The 22453-nt window shown below is 55.7% G+C and carries 18 protein-coding genes; 6 read left to right on the top strand and 12 right to left on the bottom strand.

Annotation, left to right across the window (positions count from 1 at the left end; genetic code table 11):
* Window positions 1–29: 29 nt before the first annotated feature.
* From purL to B4B27_RS04165, 3 genes are all read right to left on the bottom strand, one after another.
* Window positions 30–3905, bottom strand: a complete 3876-nt coding sequence (gene purL / locus B4B27_RS04155) for a phosphoribosylformylglycinamidine synthase (RefSeq protein WP_290723966.1) — start codon at window positions 3903–3905, stop codon at window positions 30–32.
* A 203-nt stretch (window positions 3906–4108) separates the two neighbouring features.
* Window positions 4109–4678, bottom strand: coding sequence for a hypothetical protein (locus tag B4B27_RS04160; protein WP_290723969.1), 570 nt, complete (start codon window positions 4676–4678; stop codon window positions 4109–4111).
* A gap of 12 nt (window positions 4679–4690) precedes the next feature.
* Window positions 4691–5245: a hypothetical protein gene (locus B4B27_RS04165; RefSeq protein WP_290723971.1), complete on the bottom strand. Its 555-nt coding sequence runs from the start codon at window positions 5243–5245 to the stop codon at window positions 4691–4693.
* A 148-nt stretch (window positions 5246–5393) separates the two neighbouring features.
* On the opposite strand from B4B27_RS04165, the gene B4B27_RS04170 reads away from it, so the two are divergent.
* From B4B27_RS04170 to B4B27_RS04180, 3 genes are read left to right on the top strand one after another with little or no spacing between them, the layout of a single operon-like run.
* The gene (locus B4B27_RS04170; protein ID WP_290723973.1) at window positions 5394–5900 is read left to right on the top strand and encodes a hypothetical protein; all 507 of its coding nucleotides are present in this window, start codon (window positions 5394–5396) and stop codon (window positions 5898–5900) included.
* Between the two features lie 15 nt (window positions 5901–5915).
* Window positions 5916–6905 carry a glycosyltransferase family 2 protein gene (locus B4B27_RS04175; RefSeq protein ID WP_290723975.1) on the top strand — a complete coding sequence of 330 codons (990 nt, stop codon included), beginning with the start codon at window positions 5916–5918 and terminating at the stop codon, window positions 6903–6905.
* A complete protein-coding gene (locus B4B27_RS04180; protein WP_290723977.1) occupies window positions 6902–7654 on the top strand; it encodes a glycosyltransferase family 32 protein in 753 nt (250 codons plus the stop codon). The genes B4B27_RS04175 and B4B27_RS04180 overlap by 4 nt, the downstream gene beginning before the upstream one ends.
* Here B4B27_RS04180 and B4B27_RS04185 read toward each other — a convergent pair.
* From B4B27_RS04185 to B4B27_RS04210, 6 genes are read right to left on the bottom strand one after another with little or no spacing between them, the layout of a single operon-like run.
* The gene (locus tag B4B27_RS04185) at window positions 7643–8608 is read right to left on the bottom strand and encodes a glycosyltransferase family 2 protein (RefSeq protein ID WP_290723979.1); all 966 of its coding nucleotides are present in this window, start codon (window positions 8606–8608) and stop codon (window positions 7643–7645) included. The genes B4B27_RS04180 and B4B27_RS04185 overlap by 12 nt on opposite strands.
* Window positions 8593–9861: an O-antigen translocase gene (locus tag B4B27_RS04190; protein WP_290723981.1), complete on the bottom strand. Its 1269-nt coding sequence runs from the start codon at window positions 9859–9861 to the stop codon at window positions 8593–8595. The genes B4B27_RS04185 and B4B27_RS04190 overlap by 16 nt, the downstream gene beginning before the upstream one ends.
* A 2-nt stretch (window positions 9862–9863) precedes the next feature.
* Window positions 9864–10466 carry an acyltransferase gene (locus tag B4B27_RS04195; RefSeq protein ID WP_290723983.1) on the bottom strand — a complete coding sequence of 201 codons (603 nt, stop codon included), beginning with the start codon at window positions 10464–10466 and terminating at the stop codon, window positions 9864–9866.
* Window positions 10450–11601 carry a DegT/DnrJ/EryC1/StrS family aminotransferase gene (locus tag B4B27_RS04200; protein ID WP_290723985.1) on the bottom strand — a complete coding sequence of 384 codons (1152 nt, stop codon included), beginning with the start codon at window positions 11599–11601 and terminating at the stop codon, window positions 10450–10452. The genes B4B27_RS04195 and B4B27_RS04200 overlap by 17 nt, the downstream gene beginning before the upstream one ends.
* Window positions 11601–12035, bottom strand: coding sequence for a sugar 3,4-ketoisomerase (locus B4B27_RS04205; protein WP_173381894.1), 435 nt, complete (start codon window positions 12033–12035; stop codon window positions 11601–11603). Before B4B27_RS04205 ends, B4B27_RS04200 begins: the two co-directional genes overlap by 1 nt.
* The gene (locus tag B4B27_RS04210; RefSeq protein ID WP_290723988.1) at window positions 12032–12445 is read right to left on the bottom strand and encodes a sugar 3,4-ketoisomerase; all 414 of its coding nucleotides are present in this window, start codon (window positions 12443–12445) and stop codon (window positions 12032–12034) included. The genes B4B27_RS04205 and B4B27_RS04210 overlap by 4 nt, the downstream gene beginning before the upstream one ends.
* Before the next feature lie 61 nt (window positions 12446–12506).
* Between B4B27_RS04210 and B4B27_RS04215 the strand changes: the two genes are divergently transcribed.
* A complete protein-coding gene (locus B4B27_RS04215; RefSeq protein WP_290723990.1) occupies window positions 12507–13475 on the top strand; it encodes a GNAT family N-acetyltransferase in 969 nt (322 codons plus the stop codon).
* A gap of 25 nt (window positions 13476–13500) precedes the next feature.
* Here B4B27_RS04215 and B4B27_RS04220 read toward each other — a convergent pair whose 3' ends face one another.
* A complete protein-coding gene (locus B4B27_RS04220; protein ID WP_290723992.1) occupies window positions 13501–14433 on the bottom strand; it encodes a fibrobacter succinogenes major paralogous domain-containing protein in 933 nt (310 codons plus the stop codon).
* Window positions 14434–14757: 324 nt separating this feature from the next.
* On the opposite strand from B4B27_RS04220, the gene metX reads away from it, so the two are divergent.
* Together metX and B4B27_RS04230 are read left to right on the top strand one after the other, a co-directional pair.
* Window positions 14758–16554, top strand: coding sequence for a homoserine O-acetyltransferase MetX (gene metX, locus B4B27_RS04225; RefSeq protein WP_290723994.1), 1797 nt, complete (start codon window positions 14758–14760; stop codon window positions 16552–16554).
* A gap of 2 nt (window positions 16555–16556) precedes the next feature.
* Window positions 16557–17438 carry a YicC/YloC family endoribonuclease gene (locus B4B27_RS04230; protein WP_290723996.1) on the top strand — a complete coding sequence of 294 codons (882 nt, stop codon included), beginning with the start codon at window positions 16557–16559 and terminating at the stop codon, window positions 17436–17438.
* 68 nt (window positions 17439–17506) lie between these two features.
* Here B4B27_RS04230 and B4B27_RS04235 read toward each other — a convergent pair whose 3' ends face one another.
* A complete protein-coding gene (locus B4B27_RS04235; RefSeq protein ID WP_290723998.1) occupies window positions 17507–18367 on the bottom strand; it encodes a hypothetical protein in 861 nt (286 codons plus the stop codon).
* A gap of 2 nt (window positions 18368–18369) precedes the next feature.
* Window positions 18370–22449 carry a C25 family cysteine peptidase gene (locus B4B27_RS04240; RefSeq protein WP_290724000.1) on the bottom strand — a complete coding sequence of 1360 codons (4080 nt, stop codon included), beginning with the start codon at window positions 22447–22449 and terminating at the stop codon, window positions 18370–18372.
* Window positions 22450–22453: the final 4 nt, after the last annotated feature.

Consider the following 22453-nt stretch of genomic DNA (forward strand, 5'->3'; position numbering starts at 1 on the left):
TTTCAAGCGGGACATGCTTCCCCGAAGAATTACCCAACAAAGATACGGCCGTTGCGGAACAACTGCATCCACGGGCCGTCTTCGCCCCAGTCCGCCGGGTGCCAGGAGTACTGGCAGGTACGGAACACGCGTTCGGGGTGCGGCATCATCACGAGGGCGCGACCGTCTTCGGAGCAGAGGCCGTTGATGCCGAACGGAGAGCCATTGGGGTTCAGCGGGTAGCGTTCGGTGTATTCGTGCTTGCCGTCCACGTAACGCAGCGCCACGAGACCGGTCTTCAGGCAGGCTTCGGCGGCTTCGCGGCTAGCGAATTCCGCGCGGCCTTCGCCGTGTGCGACCGCAATCGGGAGCACGGAGCCTGCCATGCCCTTGAGGAGCACGGCCGGGGTGTCTTCGACCTTGAGCGTGCAGAAGCGGGCTTCGAAGCGTTCGGAGAGGTTCTGCACAAAGCGCGGCCAGTGCTTGGCACCCGGAATCAAGTCCTTGAGGTTGGAGACCATCTGGCAGCCGTTGCAGACGCCGAGCGTGAAGGTGTCCTTGCGGTTGAAGTAAGCCTCGAATTCGGCACGGGCCTTCGGGTTGAAGAGGATGCTCTTCGCCCAGCCTTCGCCAGCACCGAGAACGTCACCGTAGCTGAAGCCACCGCAAGCCACGAGACCGTTGAAGTCCTTGAGGCTTACGCGGCCTTCGAGAATGTCAGTCATGTGAACGTCGATGGATTCGAAGCCGGCCTTCTGGAAGGCGGCAGCCATTTCGAGTTCGCCGTTCACGCCCTGTTCACGGAGGATTGCCATCTTCGGGCGGCTTGCGTAGTCCTTCACGACCTTCGCACCCGCCGCCACGTCGAAGGTGACCTTCGGCGTGATACCCGGATTGTCCTGTTCCAGCTTGAGCTTGTATTCGCTTTCGGCACAATCCGGGTTATCGCGGAGGGCCGCGATGCGGCGGGTCGTGTCGCTCCAGATGGCGCGCAGATCCGAGAGGCCTTCGGCGTAGTCGCCGATGACCAAGTTGTAAGAATCGTTGAGCGTTGCAATTTCAGAAACCGTATCGCCGAGACCAGCGGCAGCAAATGCGTCGCGCACAGCCGCAAGGTCGGCATTCTTCACCTGGAGCACGGCACCCAGTTCTTCGTTGAAGAGGGCGTCGATGAGGTTTCCCTTGAGGGCTTCGGCCTTCACCGTCACGCCCACATGGCCGGCGAACGCCATTTCGGCAAGCGTCGTGTAGAGGCCACCATCGCTCTTGTCGTGGTAGGCCATAATCTTGCCTGCCGCATTGAGCTTCTGGATGGTTTCGAAGAAGGCACGGAGTTCCTTAGCGCTATCGACATCCGGAGCCTTATCGCCGAGGTTGCAGTAAACCTGGGCTGCGATGGAAGCGCCCATGCGGTTCTTACCGCGAGCGAGGTCCACGAGAACGAGCGTAGAATCCTTATCTTGCAAGAGCTGCGGGGTGAGCGTCTTGCGCACGTCGGCGCACGGAGCAAAGGCACTGATAACGAGCGAAATCGGAGCGGTCACGCGGTGGCTACCCTGAGCGTCAGACCACACGGTGCTCATGCTCATGGAGTCCTTACCCACCGGAATCGTAATGCCGAGATCCGGACAGAGTTCCATACCGATAGACTTCACGGCTTCGTAGAGGTCGGCGCCGTCGCCTTCGTAGTTCGGCGTGGCCATCCAGTTTGCGGACAAGTTCACGCGGCCCATATCAGGCACGCAAGCGGCAGCCATGTTCGTGAGGGATTCAGCCACCGTCATGCGGGCAGCGGCCGCCGGAGAAATCAAGGCAACCGGGGCGCGTTCGCCCATACTCATCACTTCACCTTCGTACGAGTCGAGCGTTGCGCTTGTCACGGCGCAGTCGGCGACAGGCACCTGCCACGGACCAACCATCTGGTCGCGGCAAATCATACCCGTCACGCTACGGTCACCGATAGAAATGAGGAACGTCTTGTCGGCGACGGTCGGGTTTGCAAGCACGCGGTGTGCCACATCCTTAATGGAAACGTCAGCCGGAACCACCGTGGAGTTCAGCGGACGCTTCTGGCTCTTTTCGTTACGGATCATGCGGGGCGGCTTACCGAGGAGCACGCCCAGCGGCATGTCAATCGGAGTCGTGCCGAAGTGTTTGTCGGTAAGCGTCAAGTGCTTTTCGGGGATGGCCTCGCCCACCACGGCATACGGGCAACGTTCACGCTTACAAATCGCGTCGAACACATCGAGTTTGTCGCCGGCGATTGCAATCACATAGCGTTCCTGGGATTCGTTACTCCAGATTTCGAACGGGCTCATACCCGGTTCATCGTTCGGCACGTTACGGAGTTCAAACTTACCGCCGAGGCCGCCATCGTTCACGAGTTCCGGGAAGGCGTTCGAAAGTCCACCTGCACCCACGTCGTGAATGAACGTAATCGGGTTTTCTTCGTCCATCGCCCAGCAGCGGTCAATGACTTCCTGGCAGCGGCGTTCCATTTCGGGGTTTTCACGCTGCACAGACGCGAAGTCCAAAGATTCATTACCGGCACCGTTCTGCACGGAGCTAGCAGCACCACCACCGAGACCAATGAGCATCGCCGGACCGCCGAGCACAATCAGGTGGTCACCCGGATCGATGTGGCCCTTTTCGATATGTTCATGCTTGATGTTACCGAGACCACCGGCCAACATGATCGGCTTGTGGTAACCGCGGACTTCCTTGCCGTTCTGGGCATCGACTTCCTGTTCGAAAGTACGGAAGTAACCGAGGATGTTCGGACGGCCGTATTCGTTGTTGAACGCAGCGCCACCGAGCGGGCCTTCGATCATGATGTCGAGGGCCGACGCAATGCGGGACGGGCTTCCGAAGTCCTTTTCCCAAGGCTGGACTGCACCCGGCAGTTTCAAGTTCGAAACGCTGAAGCCCGTGAGACCGGCCTTCGGCTTGGAACCCTTACCCGTGGCACCTTCGTCACGGATTTCGCCACCACTACCAGTAGCGGCACCCGGGAACGGAGAAATCGCCGTCGGGTGGTTGTGGGTTTCGACCTTCATCAAGATATCGACTTCTTCGTTGTGGAAGTCGTACTTGTTCGTACGCGGGTCAGCGTAGAAGCGGCCGGCGGTAGCGCCCTTCATCACGGCGGCGTTGTCCTTGTAGGCGCTGAAGATGTTCGAGTTGTGGAGCTGGTAGGTGTTCTTGATCATCTGGAACAGGGACTTGTCCTGTTTGACGCCGTCGATGGTCCATTCGGCACCGAACACCTTGTGGCGGCAGTGCTCCGAGTTGGCCTGCGCGAACATGTAGAGTTCCACGTCGGTCGGATTGCGCTTGAGCTCGGTGAAGTTCTTCACCAGGTAATCGATTTCGTCGGAGCTCAGAGCGAGGCCCATTTCCTTGTCAGCCTTCACGAGGGCGTCGCGGCCTTCGGTAAGCACCGGAATCACGTTCAGCGGACGCGGTTCTTCCTTGCTGAACAAGACTTCGAGCGAGGCGGTGTCGGCGAAAACGGCCTGGGTCATGCGGTCGTGAATCTTGGCGGAGATTTTCTCACGGGCGCCAGCCGGTGCAGCACCTTCAAACTTTACATAGTATGCAATAGCGCGTTCGATGCGCTTGATTGCCGGGAGGCCGCAAATGTGAGCGATATCGGTAGCCTTCGAGCTCCACGGGCTAATAGTACCCGGACGCGGGCACACCACGAAGAGTTCGCCTTCGAGAGCCTTGGGTTCGCGGGCCGGACCGTAGTGCAGCACCTTCTTGAGCGTTTCAGTTTCTGCATCGGAAAGTTCGGCGGACAGGTCCACCACATGCAGGAATTCAGCATAGACGGAAGCGACAGAGAGCCCCGCAGCCTTGAAATCGGAAGAAAGTTTCTGGAGACGGAAATCCGACAGAGCCGGCGTACCACGAAGAATGAGCATTATAAACCTCGGTTTAAATTTTACGCCGTAAATTTAGAAAAAACATGCGGGAGGGGACCCAGCTCGGAGTTGCGAAGGCCGCACGGTCCCCTCCCTGCACCCTCCCCTTCCTTGGCCAACGCTTTATTATCTTCCATAAAAAATAACACGACCCTTTTTAGAGTCGTGTTTCATTTTTCCGTATCTTATTAAGTGTCAAGCGATTAGCGCTTTTTACCCTTCTTGCCTTTCTTGCCCCTGTCGGCCTTTGCAGGCTTTGCGGGAGCCGGGGCTTCTTCGACAGCTTCGTCGCCCTCTTCTTCCTCGCCTTCCACTTCTTCTTCCTGAGCGGCAACGAATTCACCGTAAAGCGCGCTCACGTCGATAGAATTGAGGCCCGAAAGGGTCTTGAGTTCAGTCTTCTTGTCGACATCGACCTTGTCAAAACTGGAGATGATGAAGTAGGCGCTCGTGGCCTCGAAACGGCGAGTCTTGTTCGCGATGCTGTTGGCACCCTTCGTGGTCGGGAAGTACTTGGCTTCGAGCTTCGCCATATCCTGGGAAGTCTTCACCGTCTGCTTCGCTTCGCTGGCCAACGCCCACACAAGCTTGTTCACGTCGGCAGAATTGTTCACGCGGCTCAAGATTTCAGTGGCAGCGTCGTAGTTCGCCTTCGTTGTCGTATTATAGTGTTCGGTCGCCTGGCCTACATAGTTGCCTTTCTGCATAAGGACCAGCGCCGCGACAGCGACAACCAGGATGGACAAAACAATGGCAATGTTCTTACTATTCATCCTATACTCTCCTTATTCGAAATGGTAGGGGGCCGCTTTCGCAACCGTGAAGTTTTCAGCAAAATTGTATTCGACGAGGGCCTTGTAGTCGCTCTCCTTGAGCTTGCCCTTGACAAACGTAAACTTGACGACGCAGTTCTTGCCACAGGCAACTTCCTTCACGCCGCCTTCGTCCTTCAAGAGGAACTGTTCGGCAAGGCCGACCGCGCTGATGTCGCTCTGGACCTTATCCGGAATGCTTGCCGCCGTGTACATGTACGAGAGCTGCTTCACGCGGGCACCCGTATCCTCAAAAATCTTCTTCACGTTGGCATCGAATGCCGCCTCGGTATTCGCACCCGCGATAGTCGCGTAGACAAGTTTCCAAGCCATGCCGTACTGGTCCATCGACTTCCACTGTTCCTGGAGTGTCGTATTCACGGCCGCCTTGTAGGCACCGACCTGTTCCTTGACCGTTGTCTGTGCCTGCTCGTTGAGCTGACCCTTGAACACGAACATCACGACCACGAGGGCCACGATGAGCACGCCATCGACAATGGCCAGAATCTTGAACTTTTGCTTATTCATAGATAATCCTTCGAATTAGAATTGATTTAATATGATTAATAAGAAAATAATACTTAATTTGAAAAAAGCAAGCAAATTTATAGAAAAATTTGCACCCCAAAAGGCGAAATAAGGCAAGGAACGCACTTTTTTGTATATTTTTCATAGAATGACAGAAAGCAACGAAACAAAAAAACTGCCGTCGCAGATCATTTTTGAAAACCTGAAGGAACTCCTCCGGGCAAAGAACGCCGCCCACGAATCCATCTTCAAGTTCCACTGGAAAAAGATGTGGCCGTTCAACCGTATCTGGCCACAGGTGGACTTCGAGCGCATCGTACGCCTGATGAGCGAAATTCGCAAGAACATCATCGCGCAACAGAACCTCGTCATCGAAGCCAAGGAAAAGTCCAAGCCTTTCGAAAACGTATTCCTGGACGCCGTTCCCGCCTATCTCAAAAGTCTCGATGAAAGCTGCAAGGGGCTTGCCGACATCGCACAGTGGAAGCAGGACATGCTGTACAAAAAAATTCGCAAGCAGGCAAAGCTGGTCCGAGACACGCGCGACTACAACACGCTCCTAAAGACCTACGAGAAGCAACAGGGGGACTTGGTCCGGGCCGGAGCCATCGTGCAGATGGGCTGGGGCGAAGTCGTGCAGAATCTCCCAAAATAGGATTCGGGCCCGCCCATGCCTGCGATAAGCGTCATCATCCCGGTTTTCAATACTGAGCCCTTCCTCGCGAACTGCCTTGCGAGCATATACGGGCAGACGTTCCGGAATTTCGAAGCGATCGTAGTCGACGACGGTTCCACGGACGGGAGCGCATCCATAGCCAAGGCTATCGCCGAAAAAGACTTACGCTTCCGCATCGTCACACAGGAAAACAAGGGGCTCTCGGAAGCGCGCAACGCAGGAATCGAAGCCGCGCAGGGCGACTGGATAACCTTCGTGGACAGCGACGACATGCTCGCCCCAAACTTTCTGCAGGCTCTCTTCGATGCAATCATGCAAACCGGTGCGGACATCGCCTGCAGCGGCAAACTCCATTTCGGGGATATCCCGCAGAAAGCGGGCTCAATTTCGACGCTACGGGCGCATTACGGATTCAGTCCCCACTCCGGGAACTGCATCCGGCTCTCCCCCACGAGGGCGCTTTCAAATGCATTGTACCAGAACGACCGCCCCGACTATTCCGCATGGAACAAACTTTATGCGGCCAGCCTCTGGAAAGGCCGACGGTTTCCGCCAGGAAAATTCTTCGAAGACATGGCTACAATCCCACAGGTCCTTCTGGATGCAAGACTTGTCGCATTCGTGCCTGATCCCCTCTATCACAACCGCAGACATTCCTCAAGCATCCTCGCCACCTCTTACAACCGGAAAAAGGCGGAGCTCCTGGATATCGCGGAGGCGGTATGCAGCCAGGTCAAAGGCAAGGGAGCGAGGCTCGAAAGAGCAGCAAGGAGCAACCTCTTCAGCGCAAGCTGCAGCATCCTAATGCGCACGGAAGACACGCCCGAATTCGCCGACTACCGCGAACGCGCATGGAATCACATCAAGGATTTGCGGATGGGAACATTGTTCAACCCGAGAACCCGGCTCCGCAACAAGACCGCCGCACTGATTTCCTTTGCCGGAAAGACGACGCTCGTAAGGGCACTACGGAGGCACGGATGATTCCGAAGAAGATTCATTTCTGCTGGTTTTCCGGCGAACCCTACCCCGAAAGCGTACAACGTTGTCTTGATAGCTGGCAGAAGTTCCTGCCCGATTTCGAGTTCATCAAGTGGAATGCAGAAAAAGCACAAGCCACAGGCATCCCCTGGGTGCTGGAGGCGCTCGGACAAAAGAAATGGGCATTCGCGGCCGATGCCGTTCGGCTCTACGCCCTCTACAACGAAGGCGGTTTCTACCTCGATACCGACGTGGAAGTTTTGCGTCCACTCGACCCGCTGCTGAACCGCCCGAATGCTTTCGGCTACGAAAACGGTTCCAGGCGCATCGAGGCGGCGGCCATGGGATGCGAGGCGGGATGCGAACCGATAAAGACTGCTCTCGAATTCTACCGCCACACGCACTTCGAATACCGCGAATCGGGCGTAGACGACATGGTGCTCCCGAAAATTTTGGCGGACGCATTTGAGAAATTCCCCAATACCGAAATCCTGCCCGAAAGCGCGTTTTCGCCCAAGAGCTACATCGACGGGAAAATCCGCACGACCGGCGACACCTACTGCATCCACCATTTCGACAGCGCATGGCGACCGGAATCGGTCCGCAAGGGGATTCGGCGCAGGCAAAAGCTGTTCGCCACCTTTCCCCGCCCTATTGCAAAAGCGCTTTCCCTTCCGCTTTCGCTGTGGACGAACCTCGCGACCCTCGGGGTGCGCGGGACTCTCAAAAAGATTTTCAGATTACCGCTTTAGCAAAAAGCGCGGAATGAAGAGCTTGGGGAAGCGCTTGAAGAACGGGAGCGAGAACGACCAGAGCTGCGGTAGCCTGCGAAGGGCCTCCTTCTTGTCGCAATAGGCAAGCATCGAAAACCAGTGCGACTTCCAGGTGTTCACGGCCTGCCGGTACAGCGGATGCGAAGAATACTTGTCGATGACCTTGAGCGTATTTTCGTACAGCCAGTTCTTCTTGCCCGAAATATTCGTCGAATGGATTCGATAGTAGCAACAGATTGTATCGAGAACAGGGACGGGTTCGTATAGCGAAAGGAACTTCAGCATCATCTGGAAATCCTCGATGACGAATTCCGCATTGTAGCCGCCCAGGTCGCGGAACACCCTGCAGTCAATCATTTCCGAACAGCCGTGGAGTTCCTTTTTCCCGAGAAACACCTCGGCGAACGTCACCTCGGGAATTCCCGAAGTGTATCGCGGATCCGGAGCCGATTCGAGCTTGCCATCGGCATCCATATTGATGACCTGGCCAAAGCAGATGGGGTTGCCGGGATGCGATTCCAGGTAGTCGCTCTGGAGCCTGAGACGATCCGGAGGCATGATGTCGTCGGAAGCAAAGCTGCAAAAATACTTGCCTCGCGCCATGGACAAGAGTTCGTTCATGGTCGGGACAAGACCCTTGTTCGGACGGTTTACGTAGGTAAACTTGAGTTCGGCCTGCAGGCGTTCGAGAATTTCGGGAGACCTGTCAGAACTGCCGTCGTCAATAACAATGAGTTCAAACGGCACGCCCTTCTGCGCCATCACGGAGCGCACCGAAGCCTCCACGTACTTTTCGTGGTTGTAGCAGGCCATCAGCACCGACACGAGCGGCGGCATTTCGCGTTGTTCCGTTTCGGCGCCCTGCACAAAAGCCTTCACGTAAACGTTCTCGTCTATCTTTTCGGCAAACATGTTCGTTATGGAGTATTCCATTTGAGCCTCCCGACCGTTATGGCGAGAACGACCAGCGTCACAAAGTTTTCGAGCGCATAGGCAAGCATCGGGCCTTGCAGTTCAAACAACCTGATTCCAACGAAGGTTCCCACGGCAAAGAGAAGGTTCGCCCCCACCTCGATAACGAGGAAAGCCTTCGTTTCGCGGCGAGCCACCAGCACCATGCCAAAGCACCAGCCTCCCGAACGGAACAGGTCGCCCAGCAACTGAATCGGCATAAAATCCGCCGCAGGCGCATACGCTCCCGAAAGGAGAATCGCGACGACAAGGCTACGTCCAAAGTAAAGCGCGATGCAGAACAGGAGCGTAAAGCCCATCATGCGCAGGAAAATCGGATAGAATTCCCTGCGGAATGCATCATGCGTCATGTTACGGCTAATACGCGGCAAGACAAGCACCCCGAGGATTGCCGAGAAGATGGACGCAAAGAAGTCCGATATCTTGTAGACGCCCTGCCAGATGCCAGCGGCATTCCAGCCGAGTTCAGAACCCACGAGCGAACGCACAACCATAAGGACGAGCGGCGCGACAATCATCGGCACAAGTCCCATCATGGCATACGACCACCAGGGCTTGCGAACATCCAGAACCGATTCCCTGAAGGTCTTGATGTTGAATCCTGCACGTGCCGCCACGCGGGCTGCAAAAATTCCTGCGACAATCGACTGCGTCGCGATGATGGAAAGCACAGAAAGGCGACCGGAATAGAGGAAGAACGCGACCCAGAGCATCTGGAAAAGCGACGCGACTATCTGGATGAGCGCCCAGCGCTTCACGAGCCCAAGGCCGTTCATCACCGCAGAGCATATCGCGACCATGTTGGTAGCAAGCATTCCTGGAAGCGCAAAGAGGATGGCCGCCTGCGCAAGGCGCGGATGCACCCCCGGCAGCAACGATTCAAGCGGGGCCACGAAGCAGAAGATGACGGCGACGACGCATGTAAAAATCGTTGCAAAGGTCGTGAGCCGGAATCCGCCACGCCAAATGCCGTGCAGGTTTCTGAGGTTATCCTTGTTCTGTGCGGTAAGGCTCACCCAGCCGTTCTGCATCGCAAGGCTCGATGTCGCCTGCCCGATGCTCATCCAGTTCATGAACTGCCCGACACACGCGAATGCGGCAGGCGGCAAGAACACGGCCAAAAGCTTGTTGATGACAAAGGCACGGAGCGTATTGAATAGCGTCACCGAACCCGAGCCGAAGAACAGTTTCCATATTTTAGAGGAATGGTCCACCGTCAGCCGCCTACTTTTTTTGGAGACTGCACGCTGTCTATTTCGCGAATGACACGCGCGGGGACACCACCGATGACGACGTTCGCCGGGAACTCGCCCGAAACGACCGCACCCGCCGCGACAACGGAATTTTCACCAATCGACGTTCCCTTGAGAATGGTCACGCGGTCGCCAATCCACACATTGTCCGCAAGCGTCACCTTGCCCATCTTGGGATTCCCTCCGATGCGTCTCGACGGGTCGATTTCGTGAAAGTCGCTATCCATCAAGGTCACCGAAGATCCAATGAGCACATTGTCGCCGATTTCGATCCCCTCGCCTTCGGAAACGGCGGTAAAGTGGTTGCAAATCTGGCAGTTCCTGCCGATTACGATTTTTGAATCCTTGTTGCGCACGTTCAAGAACTCGTAAGATGTCCAGTAATCCGCATCCTCGATAAACCCGAACGAGGTTCCCTCCCCCACGACGATACGGCCCTTACCTTCGCAAAGTACGGGAGCAATGGAGCGGAACTCACCTTCGGGCTTCGCTGTCGAAATGCTCCTGAAAAAGAGCACCCACGAAGTCCGCAACAGCTTGCGGATGATTCTAACGAACAAATTCATTCATCGCTCCAATAATTTCGGAAACTTCGCCGTCCGTAAGGACCTGCGACACGGGGATGCTCAACACGGTCTCGGCAATCTTCTCCGCAATCGGGAATTTCGGATTCGCGGGAAGCAAGAAGTTTTCACCCTCCGGCCCGGCCGCGTAGGCCTGCTGCAAATGCGGAGGAATCGGGTAAAAGATAAGCGTCCCGATACCGCGGGCCTCGAGATGTCCCTGCAAGGCATCGCGGGTCGCCCGGTCAGGCGTGCGTACCGTAAACACATGCCACACATGCTCCCGCGGGTCTGCCGGAATTCCGGGCAATCGCACCAGCGGGTTCCTGATTTCGCGCACGTAGCGGGCCGCAATTTCGCGGCGGCGTGCGTTCAAAGCATCAAGATGCGGGAGTTTCGCGAGCAAGAAGGCAGCCTGAATTTCGTCGAGGCGGGAATTGACGCCGCGATACTCGTTCACATACTTCTGTTCGGAACCGTAATTGCCGAGCATCCGCACCACGCGGGCGAGTTCGGCATCGTCGGTCAAAACCAAGCCCGCATCGCCGAGCGCCCCGAGATTTTTCGTCGGGTAGAAACTGTAAGCGACCGCGGCGCTTTTTGAACCGGCGGACGTAGCGTCCGAACCAAGCCGTGCACCATGCGACTGCGCCGCGTCCTCAAAAACAAGGAGATTGCGCGTCTTGGCAAATTCGCTAATTGCCTTCATGTCGGCCAAGCGCCCATACAGGTGCACCGCGAGAATCCCGCGCGTCTTTTCCGTGCAGGCATCCGCAAGCCGTTGCGGGTCGATGTTGAAAGTATTCTCATCGGGCTCCACGAGCACGGGCACAAGCCCTGCCGCATTCACCGCAAGTACCGTCGCGATGTAGGTATCCGCGGGCACAAGGATTTCGCTACCCGGAGCCAGGCGGCCAAGTTCGACGGATGCCCGAAGCATGAGCGTGAGGGCATCGAGCCCGTTCCCGACACCCACCCCGTGCGCAAAGCCGGAGTAGGCGGCAAATTCCTTCTCGAAGCGATCGCAATAGGATCCGCGGATATACCAGCCCGATTCCACGACCGCCGAGGCAGCGTCCTTCAAAGCGTCCATGTAGGGAGCATTCACCTGTTTCAGGTCAAGGAAAGGAATCTTCATTACCGCTCCTTCTTGAACTTGAGGTATTCGCCGTAATCGCGCCAGTAGTCGCTCTCGTCAAACTCGTGCGAAGTGAGCACCAGGCAAATGGAGCCCGAAGAGAACCCGAGTTCCTCGGCCCACACTCCGGGCGGAATGTGCAGCCCGAAATACGGACGGTCAAGGCGGTAGACCTTCTCGTTCTCGCCGTCGGAAACCTTGATATCGAAAGCGCCGCTCGCCGCGACCAGCAGCTGGTGGCATTCCTTATGCGCGTGTCCACCGCGCGTCACGCCGCCGGGAATATCGTACAGGTAAAAAACTCGCTTGATATCGAAGGGTATCTCCTTCGAATTCTGGATAGGCGTAAGGCTACCCGAACGCTCGCTTATCCTCGGGAGTTCAATGAGCGAGCACATGTCGATGCGGGCTTTCTTCAAATCCTGCTCGTTCATTTGCGTACCTCGCGGATAAACTCGTCAAAATCACGGATGTAATCCTCCTCGGAAAAATCCGCCGAAGAAACGACTAGCGCAAGCGAATTGGTCGAGAAATTGTCGAGGGTGCGCCAGTGCATCGGGGGCAGGTAGAGCCCGTAGTACGAGCGCGAAAGGGAATAGCGCTTTTCTTCTACACCGTCGTGCACCACCACGTCGAAGCTGCCCGAAAGCGCGACGATGAATTCCTTTTCTGTCTTGAAAGCGTGGCTCCCGCGCAGGCAACCGCCCGGCACGTCGTAAATCCAGTAGGTGCGCCGGATTTCGAACGGGACATGCTTCCCCGATTCCAAAAAGCTCAAGTTCCCGCGTTCGTCGAGGAACTTGGGCAACTGGATGATTTGCGCTTTTTCTTCAAAATTCGGCATATTATGAAAGTAATATACAATTTTTTATGTTCTGCAGGCGGTAGATTTGTATCTTTAAGGCATGTTCAGTGTTTTGCCGTACGATTCGCACCTCGAGGCGCGTTGGGACCGGTTCGTGATGAACGAATCGGTAAACGGCACTTTTTTGCAGACAAGGCGATTCCTGAACTACCATCCGCAAGGGCGATTCAAGGACGCATCGTTCATGCTGGAATCGAGCGGAATCATCGTCGCAGCCTTCCCCGGCAACCTGACGGATGCGGGAGAATGGATTTCGCACCAGGGTTCCACCTTCGGCGGCCCCGTCATCGCGAAGCATTACTACACCGCGGAACGCATCGCAAGCATCGTCGAATTTGCGGAAAATTATCTGAAAGGCATCTGCAAAAGTGTCCGGATGCGCCCGACATCGAGCCTCTTCGCCCTGGATTCGACGGCACTCCTCGAATACACCCTGGAGCACCGCGGTTATACAAGGCAGACCGAACTGAGCGCCTTCTGCACGCTCGACCCAAACAAAGACCCCTTCGAAACCTGCAAGGATTCCTGCCGTTCGGTATTTCGCAAGTCGATTCCGCACAATCTCGAATACCGAGAAGTGACAGACGCGGAACTGCCCGAATTCTACAAGCACCTCTGCATTTCGAAAGCGAAGTTCAACGTGAAGCCCGTCCACACGCTCGACGAGCTTCTCGACCTCAAGCACAACCGCATCGCAGACGAGGTAAAATTCCGCGCCCTATGGAAAGGCGGGACGTTTGTCGCGGGAATGATGATGTTTGATTTCAAGCAAACTAACGTCCGACATGCGCAGTATATCGCCCCGAACGTAGAAATCCGTGACTTCCAGCCCTCAACCGCCATTTACATAAGCGTCATGCGCGAAGCCGCGAAAGACGGGATCAAGAAATTCTCGTGGGGAATTTCGACCGAAGATTGCGGCGAATACCTGAATCTTCCCCTGTTCAAATTCAAGGAATCGTTCGGAGCCAAGGCCTCGCTGAACCTTATTTACAGCAAAGATTTCTAGATCATAGCATGAATCGGTGCACCACTCAGTCCTTCAAACAGCGGACCGAGAACCCGAAATTCGGCCTCAAAATGAGCAGCGCTGCACTAGTGTTTGCATTATTCAAATACGCAGTGAACGTCTGCTCGGTAAGACGATTGTTAGAACTCCAGAAGGCCATGGAGATGCCCTCACTTTTAAAACTCCCCTCGCCATACACGCCAGCAGGCAACGCTGCAAACGAATAGGAATCCGAGCCATTTCCATCGTCGTTCCAACCGCTTACAGATTTGAGCATATCGCCTGCGGAAGATGAGCCTCCAACATCATTGAATAGCGTGCGAAATTCCGTCGTGTCGGGCAGATGCCAACCCTCAGGGCAAATACCACGCACCGGGTATTTCTGGAAGCATATTTTTCCATAGCCGCAGCCCATGCCATTCGTGCTCCACAAACCAGCGCTGTCCATCGCAGCCGCCCACGTATAAAGGCGACCGTACTTGTCGCAATATTCTGCAGAATCGTTATAGCACCAGCTCGTGGAATCGGAGGTGTAGTCCCCATCGCTATAAGGAACGCCAACGAATGCGTAATTCAGGTTCTCTGCCATCCACCACTGATTACCAATCTTTACCGTCTTGTAAGACTGGCCATCGCGAGAATCGATCAAGGTTCCCTCAATTACAGTCGATGGGTCTACGTATCCCTCGGAAAGACTGCTACTAGATTTCACGCTGCTGCTTGTCATGGCGGCCGGAGCCTGCCCCGAGCTTGACGAATGGGAGCCGCCATCTCCTTGACTGCTACTCGACTTCGGCGTAACGCTGGAAGAAGAATTCGCAGAACAGCTAGACTCTATCGACGACGATAAAACGCTGGATGAAATTTCCTTCGTGTCCGGGCGCGAAATCAAATCGCTTTCATCGTCACTGCAGGCGACAAGCATCACGAACACAAGCAGAACGAACAAGTTTTTCATAAAGCGCATTTTTCCTCCTTAATGTTTCTTTTGCCTTTAAAAAAAGCACGCCATTTTTGCCCTGGGGCATATAAGACACGGCAAAACGGGCAATTTATATGCCCCTCACACGCACATAGGCGCACAACCGCATCCGTTTTGTCACGCACAAACTAATAAAGGGCATATAGATTCAGCAAAAAAAGGGGGAATTTATACGCCCCGATGGCAAATCAGCCCCAAAATTCGCCCGCACCAGCCATAAAACTTACCCTCGCCGGCCAAAAAACGCCTTCTAGAAGTGCGGCGGCCACCGTTCATCCACAAATTGCTATATTTATGCATATGAGTGAATATTTGCATAAATCCAGCATCGGCCCCGTGGAGCCGAAAGACTTCGTCAAGGACTATGGCGAGGCCGGTTTTGCGCTGGAAAACGGAAAGACGCTCCCCGCGCTCAACATCCGTTACGAGACTTACGGCAAGCTGAACGCCGCTGCTGACAACGCGGTGTGGGTCTGCTCGCCCCTGACCGCCGACGCACACGCCGCCGGCTGGTACACCGAAAGCGACAAGAAGCCCGGCTGGTGGGACGAACTCATCGGCCCCGGCAAGGCTATCGACACGGACCGCTTCTTCGTGGTCTGCAGCAACATTTTGGGCGGTTGCAAGGGCACTACGGGCCCCGCAAGCGTGAACCCGCGTACGGGCAAGCCTTACGGCAGTACCTTCCCCACCATTACGATAGGCGACATGGTGCACGCCCAGAAGGAACTCGCCGACGGCCTCGGCATCAAGGAATTCTACTGCGTCATGGGCGGTTCGATGGGCGGCTTCCAGGCGATGAAGTGGGCCATCTACTACCCCGAGCAAGTCAAGCGAATCGTGATTATCGCAAGTTCGCCGCGCTTCTCGAGCCAGGCGCTCGGATTCGAAGTCGTGGCACGCGACGTGATTACGCAGGATCCGAACTACAACAACGGCGATTTCTACGGTGAAGGTGTCGCAAAACCCGACGTGGGCCTCGCGAATGCCCGCAAACTTGCGCACATCACCTACCTCAGCGCCATCGGCATGGAGCAGAAGTTCAAGCGCGCGCAGGCACAGGAGAACAGGAACCACGCCGTCACGTATTCCACGCCGTTCGACCTGAACCTACCTATCGAAAGCTACCTGCGCTACCAGGGCAAAAAGTTCGTAGACCGCTTTGACGCGAACAGCTACCTGCACATCGCGCACGCGACCGACGCTTTTGACCTCGAAACCGAATACGGCAGCATCGAGAACGCCTTCAAGGACATCAAGGCCGAAGTGCTGAACGTGAACCTCTCCACCGACTGGCTGTTCCCGCCGCACGAAAGCCGCCGCATCACGAGCGCGCTCCTGAACGTGGGCAAGAAGGTGACGAGCCTCGAACTGGACACGCAGTTCGGGCACGACGGATTCCTTATCGAAGTGGGCGAACTCGGCAAGGCCGTAGGCCGCTTCCTCGATTCAAAGATTATCCCGCAGCAAGGCACGCAGGCCGTTCCCGTTTTCCACGAAGAGAGCGACTTCAAGCTGCTCGGCAAGCTCGTGAAGGAAGACAGCCACGTGCTCGACCTCGGTTGCGGTAGCGGCGACCTGCTCGACTTCCTCATCCAGAAGAAGAACGTCACCGGATTCGGCATCGAGAAGAACATCACCGGCATTCTGGACTGCCTCGAGAAGGACGTGCAGGTCATCCAGCGCGACCTCGACGACAAGGGAATCTCGGACCTGAAGAACGGAAGCTTCGACTACGCGATTATCAACCGCACCATCCAGGAAATCCGCGACCCCGTGGCACTCCTGAACGAACTGTTGCGCGTCGCAAAAAAGGCCATCGTCACGTTCCCGAATTTCGGGCACTGGACCACCCGCGGAAGCCTCATGCTCCACGGACGCATGCCCAAGTCCAAGGAACTGCCGTACGAATGGTACGACACGCCGAACATCCGCCTCCTCACGGTGAAGGACTTCTACACGCTCTGCAAAAAGGAAGGGTTCAAGATAGAGAACATCAACTTCCAGAGTGACCACACGCTGAGCAAAGTCCTCTCCGCGCTCGGGCTCAAGAACTTTGGCGCAGAACACGTGATTGCCACTATTTCGAAGGTTTAGACATGTCGATTATTTCCATGACCGGATTCGGAAAGAGCGAATCCACATTGAACGGAACCACCTGCGTTATCGAAGTGCGCAGCGTGAACAGCCGTTTCCTCGAAATTTCAAGCAAGATTCCTAAAAACTTCGCCTACCTCGAAAACGACCTGAAGGCCCAAATCAAGGACAAGCTGGCCCGCGGCTCGGTGAACCTCTCCATCACACTCGGCGAAGGAAATGTCGGGAACATTCCCGTATGCTATAACGAAACGGCGGTAAGCAAGTTCGTGGAAATCACCAAGGCCATGCAGGCCAAGTACGGCATCGCGGGCGAAATCAAGCTTGAACACATCCTCGCGATTCCCGAAGTTTTGCAGTTTACCGATGCCGGCGCCGACAACGAGGCCTGGGAAAAGCACCTGAAAGCGGAACTCGACAAGGCGCTGGACGGCGTTATCGCCATGCGCGAAAAGGAAGGCGCGAATCTCGCGGCCGACCTCACAAAACGCGTTGCCCACCTGGAAGACGTGCTCGCGAAAATCGAGGTGCTGGACCCGCAGCGAATCGAGACATGGAAGGTCAAGTTCCGCGAACGCATCGACAGCCTGATGAAGGATAGCGAAATCGACGACGTGCGCCTTCTGCAAGAAGCCTGCATCATGGCAGACAAGCTCGACATCCACGAAGAAATCACACGGTTCCACAGCCACAACAAACTGTTCCTAGACGCGCTCAAGAAGGGCGGCGCGCAGGGCAAGAACCTCGGGTTTATTCTTCAGGAAATGGGCCGCGAGGCGAATACCCTCGGAACAAAGTGCCAGAGTGCAGAGATTGCAGCACTTGCCATCGAACTCAAGAACGAAATCGAGTGCATTAGGGAGCAGAGCTTAAACATCGCATAAGGCTCGGTCATAGAAGATGCCCGCCTAAGCGGGCATGACATTACGCAGGCGCGCTTCGTTAGCGCGCTTTATTTTTTGGAAGACTTCTTCTTGTCCTTCATCTCGACGCGGCGGCTACCCGCACGCAGGCGTTCCCACGGGCAGAAAGCCATCGTTCCGAACGTAAATCCGAAAAACCAGATTGCAAAAGCGACCCAGAGAATCACAGCACCGGCTATTTCCTTGCCCGAGGCATTCCCCATGTCGACCGTGACGGCCGCAAGCGAGAGCAGGCTAGAAACACAAACCGGCAGGAACATCTTCTTGCCAGCCTTCACGAGGGCTCCCGCCTGAGGCGATCCTTCAGAAAGTTCCTTGCCAGCAACAAGCGCAAATGCCACGACGTTTGCAAACCCGACCACGCTCAGAACTGCCCAGACAAGCCACGCATTGCCGGGAATCAGCGGCAACCACGCCACAAAGCCGGTCATCAAGGCCCACGAAAGCGCAAACGGGAAAAGCGCGCAGGCGACACTCCACTTCGCAAACAGCAAAAGCAGAAGCGCAACTCCGGCAAAAGCACCGTAGAAAGGCAACTGCATTCCCTCGGCCCCATCAAGGAAGCCTAGCGATGCAATCAGCGCAACCGCGGCCACCACGGAACCGAGACCGCCACGGATTCCGCCAAAGACAAAAGAAAGGACAAACATCGCAATAGCGGCGACACACAGGTACTGCGCCGAATTCCAGAAAGCGCCAACACCATCCAGATTCGCAAGCCACATGCCCATGCCTTCGGATGCAGCAATCGGAAGCGTATTGACCGCCTGCCAATCCTTCGCCAATAAGGTGACCGTCAAAACAACCATCAGAACCACGAAAATCAACCTGAAGCGAAGCATCAGTTCCAAAAATTTCTGCACCTTGCCCGGTTTCTCTCTCAAATCCATATTTACCTCGAAATCAAAAGTTTCTGTTTCTTAGTCCACGTCTTTTTCTTGAAGCTGTTCGTCGCGGCGACCTCGCTTCGCACAACATAATGATACAGGCCGTTGGCCAGAAGCCGCCCGTGGTTATCCTTGCCGTCCCAGTGCGTCACGCCCGAAACGGCATCCTTCAGCACTTTTACCAGACGGCCATGCTGGTTATAGATAAAGATATCCACCGTAGATTCGCGATCCACTGCAAGATTCTTGAAGTAGAACGTAGTCCCCTTCTTCCCTACCGGATTGGGAACGTTGAATACGTCGGCAAGGCCCGCCTTCATGTCGTCGGTGATTTCCAGGTTCACCGTCTTTTTCGCGATATTTCCCAGCACATCCTGCGCCTGGACTGTAAACACGTATTTCCCAGCAGGGTACGAAGCCGATGCGAACTCCTTGCGGAGAACCGCGCGTCTCGAATTCTGTTCCATGAACGGGAACGGATGGTAGGGAGCCTCGACGCCCCTCAATTCAAACATGATTCCTTCATCGGCCTGCTCACGGAAATCAAGCCCAGTCGAATCCTCGACCACCACCTGGAGGCACGCCGGGGACTGCATTTTTACCGTCTCACCATCGGCATAGGACGCCTCGGAACCCTTTCTGAAGCAGGACTGGACATGAATCGTCGGGGGGACCGCATCATGAATGGAATCGGCATATGCCGAAAAGCCGAACACACCGATTCCCCCAATCCTGAGCCTTCCTATCGGGGCCTCATTTTTCGAGTAGGCCCAGGCGCTGAACTCTACAGCCGTATCGCCAAATGCAATCTTCCGGGGCAAAACAAATTCCGTTTCGAAGCGGCCGCCCGCCACGGGAATCTGTTCTGAATAAATCAGGGAGCCCTCGTACAAGACATCCAGCGTGTCATTTTCCGAGTCGTAGCCCTTGTAAAGGCGCTTGTTCCTGGAACCTTCGCGCAACGACAAGGATATGTTTCCATCCGACATTCCACGGACAGATCCACTGAGGCGCATTTTGTCAAGCGCCTTGAGCGTATCTATCTTCTGGTCAAGCGACACCTTGAAATCCGTCTTGAGCATCTGAATCACCGGTTCGCCAAAAAGGATGTAATGTTCGTTGTTATAACGTTGCGAAGTATACTGAAGCGGATCCTCTTTTTCCCAGCGCACCTTCTTTGCCTTGACAAAGGCGTCACCGATGGTAATTCCAGGGTTCGCAAGCAAATTCAGAACAAAGTTTTTGCCCAACAGTTCGTTGTAGACACCATAAGTCTCGCGGGCCGCCCCCACCGAAGCAATCGACCCCGCCCCGGGAGCAATCAGGAATTCTTCGGACAGCGAGCGCTTGCCTCCTTCGTCAAAACGTCCCACCGCGCAGGAGAACGAATTGAGAATCGTGTAGCGTCCCTTGTTGTTGACTCTCGAAAGGTAGCTCGGCTTAAGAAGGCCTTCGCCTGCCCAGTCCGTCTTGGATCCATGCCCGAAATAGGTTGTGAGGAGCGCCCCCTGATTCAGGATGTTAATGAAATCCTGAGAAGCCTGCCGCTTCTGCCCAGCCGCATCCACATCGTAATCCAGCAGGTAGACCTTTTTCTGGCTCCAGCGGAATCCAATTTCATCAGTCAGCGCATTGATCATCCTCGACACGCCTTCCTGCTTGTTCGTATGGTCCATGTGGTCGTCGAACACGCCATTCTTCGCATCATCGGCCGTGAGCAACAACGTATTGCGCCATTCCGAATGGTCAAAGACGCCCACTTTTTCGTATTCCTTCGCCTTTTCAATATAGGCGGAAAGTTCGACGGTCGACATCACCGGCATGCGTCCGACAGAAAGGTCCAGGTCGTAAGAACCGAAACGCACCATTTCGCCAGAATCAAGAGCCGCAAAGAAATCCTCCGTCACGGCGTCTTCCATCTCGAAAGGCGGGATAAAGTTCTTGCCGAGTTTGCCCGTAAATCCACGGTAATCGTAATGACCGTACCCGAGAAGCAGCACGTATTTCAGGTCCTCACACACGGAATAGGCGTAGGCGATATAGTTGCGAATCGCCACAGGCGAAAGCGAACCGCCCGTATATTGCCGATAAACGTCATCGACATTGATGACCGTCGTCGCAAAAGACGTTCCCGCCTCGCCTCCCGAACGGAACTCACCCAACGACACGGCGCCATCCAGAAATTCCGGGGCCGATATGATGAGGTACTCCGTCTTGGAGTTTATTTTCGAAATATCCTTCAAAACGCCATCAGGCACGTCGGCAGCGATTTCTACCGAAAGCGCCGTCCGATAGACGCCCTTGCGGTAAGCCAGGTAGCGGACATCCTCACCCGGGGCGATGCTGTCACGGGCGTATCCCGATTCCACCGACAAAAGCCCGACGGGCCTTAAATCGACGAACTTCATGATTTCCACGTCCGATTTTGCCGGAATGCGAATCACGCCAGTCGCGTTTCCCGGGAGCATCCACTCCGCAGAATCGACAGAAGGTTCCCAGCGGTAGGCGACCGAAAAGCCGTCAAAGCGGTCATACTGCAAATCGTTCGGGAGCATCGTCATCGAGAATTCGTTTCCACCTTCCTTGAGCGCATCCGTCGTGAACCGGAAATTTCCGCCGGGCAGCAACGCAGCATCCGCGCGGCTCAGCCTGGTTCCATTTACCAGGAAGTCGAACCTGATTCCGCTCATGCGTTCTGCATAGGGATTCATCGAAAACGTCGAGCCACCCCTCTGGTCGTTGAGCTGCTCCACCGAGGATGTCGCTGCAGAACGGTACGGGAAATACGAAACATCGACAACGGCCGATTTCCCGGCCACAAGCCCCGGCAGGTTCCTCACCTGCGGAAGCGTAAGCTCGGAAGAAGCCACCGCCGTCGTGTCAAAGCGGCAATGCCAGTACCAAAACCATTCCTTGCCCGTCGTAGATTCCCAATCCAGGCCCTTGCCGTGGAAGGCATCCCTCAAAAAGGCATCTTTTTCCGAGCGCACGAAGCGCATCCAGGGAACATCCTTTCCCTGAGTCTTGATGGCAGGCAGCCTCTCATCGAGCCGAAGCCCCTTGCCCGTCTCGCTCCACCCCAGCTGGAAATACTGGAAGTAGGAATAGGGAGATGAGGAGAAGTAGTAGGTGGAATCGTACTTTTTCCAAAAGGACGTGCCGTAGCCGGCGAAAACGATTGAATCCCCCTCGCCAAATGTCCCGTCGGGGGATGCGCCGTTCCTGGAATGGTCGCGAACCTCGATCGGAATTTCGAAAAGGCCGTTCGGGAGTATGGACTGCGCGCCAGGCACCGTGGCCTCGAGCGTATCGGGAGACGCTCCGTAGAGTCTCAACTTCTCTACGGGAATTCCGTCGAGGTCCGATTGCCGCAAGAACGGGACAAGCGCGTTGCGGATGGTCTTGAATTCTACCGCATAAAGCCCGTCCTCGCTAAGAGTCGCATGGTTCCTGTCCCCAACGACTAGGCGCGCCAGGAAATGGACTCCGGAGATATCGGCCGCGCCGGATTTTTTCAGCGCCCCTCGAAGGTTCCTAGTCCGGACACCGAACTTCGAGGCTCCTTCGGGGTTGTCCACGCGGGAGACGGCACGCTTGCCGGGGTTGATTCCCGAACCCGCCATCGAAAAATCAACCGTAAGCCTGTAGCGTTTGCGGAGTCTGAGCGAGGAGCCCGACTTCTCGTAGAGCGGGACGACCACTTCCATAATCCAGAGGCCATCCTTGAGCGCAGGCGCCGAGGCCTTCACTCCAGAAAACTTCGGTTGCACGCCGCTACAGTAGTCGCCACCGAGCGAAACCGTCGACTGCACCGAAAGCGACACCCGAGGCTTTGAACCGGCCGGGACTGCGACCCGGTAAATGCGGAAGGGCATTCCGGATTCGGCATCGTATTCCGAATTCTCGGGAACAAACGTTCGACCGGGGATTTCAGCCCCTTCTTCATCCGTACAACCGTAAACCGAAGCGTCGACAACCGCGTCATCCAGGACAAACCGCGAACGGGAATCCTCCACGACCGTGGAAGCGAGCGCCGAGACGCCGAGCAGCAGGCATGCCAATATGTGGATTCTGAACTTCACCATCTAA

The organism is Fibrobacter sp. UBA2449 (assembly GCF_002342555.1).
In the GTDB taxonomy this organism is placed as follows: domain Bacteria; phylum Fibrobacterota; class Fibrobacteria; order Fibrobacterales; family Fibrobacteraceae; genus Fibrobacter.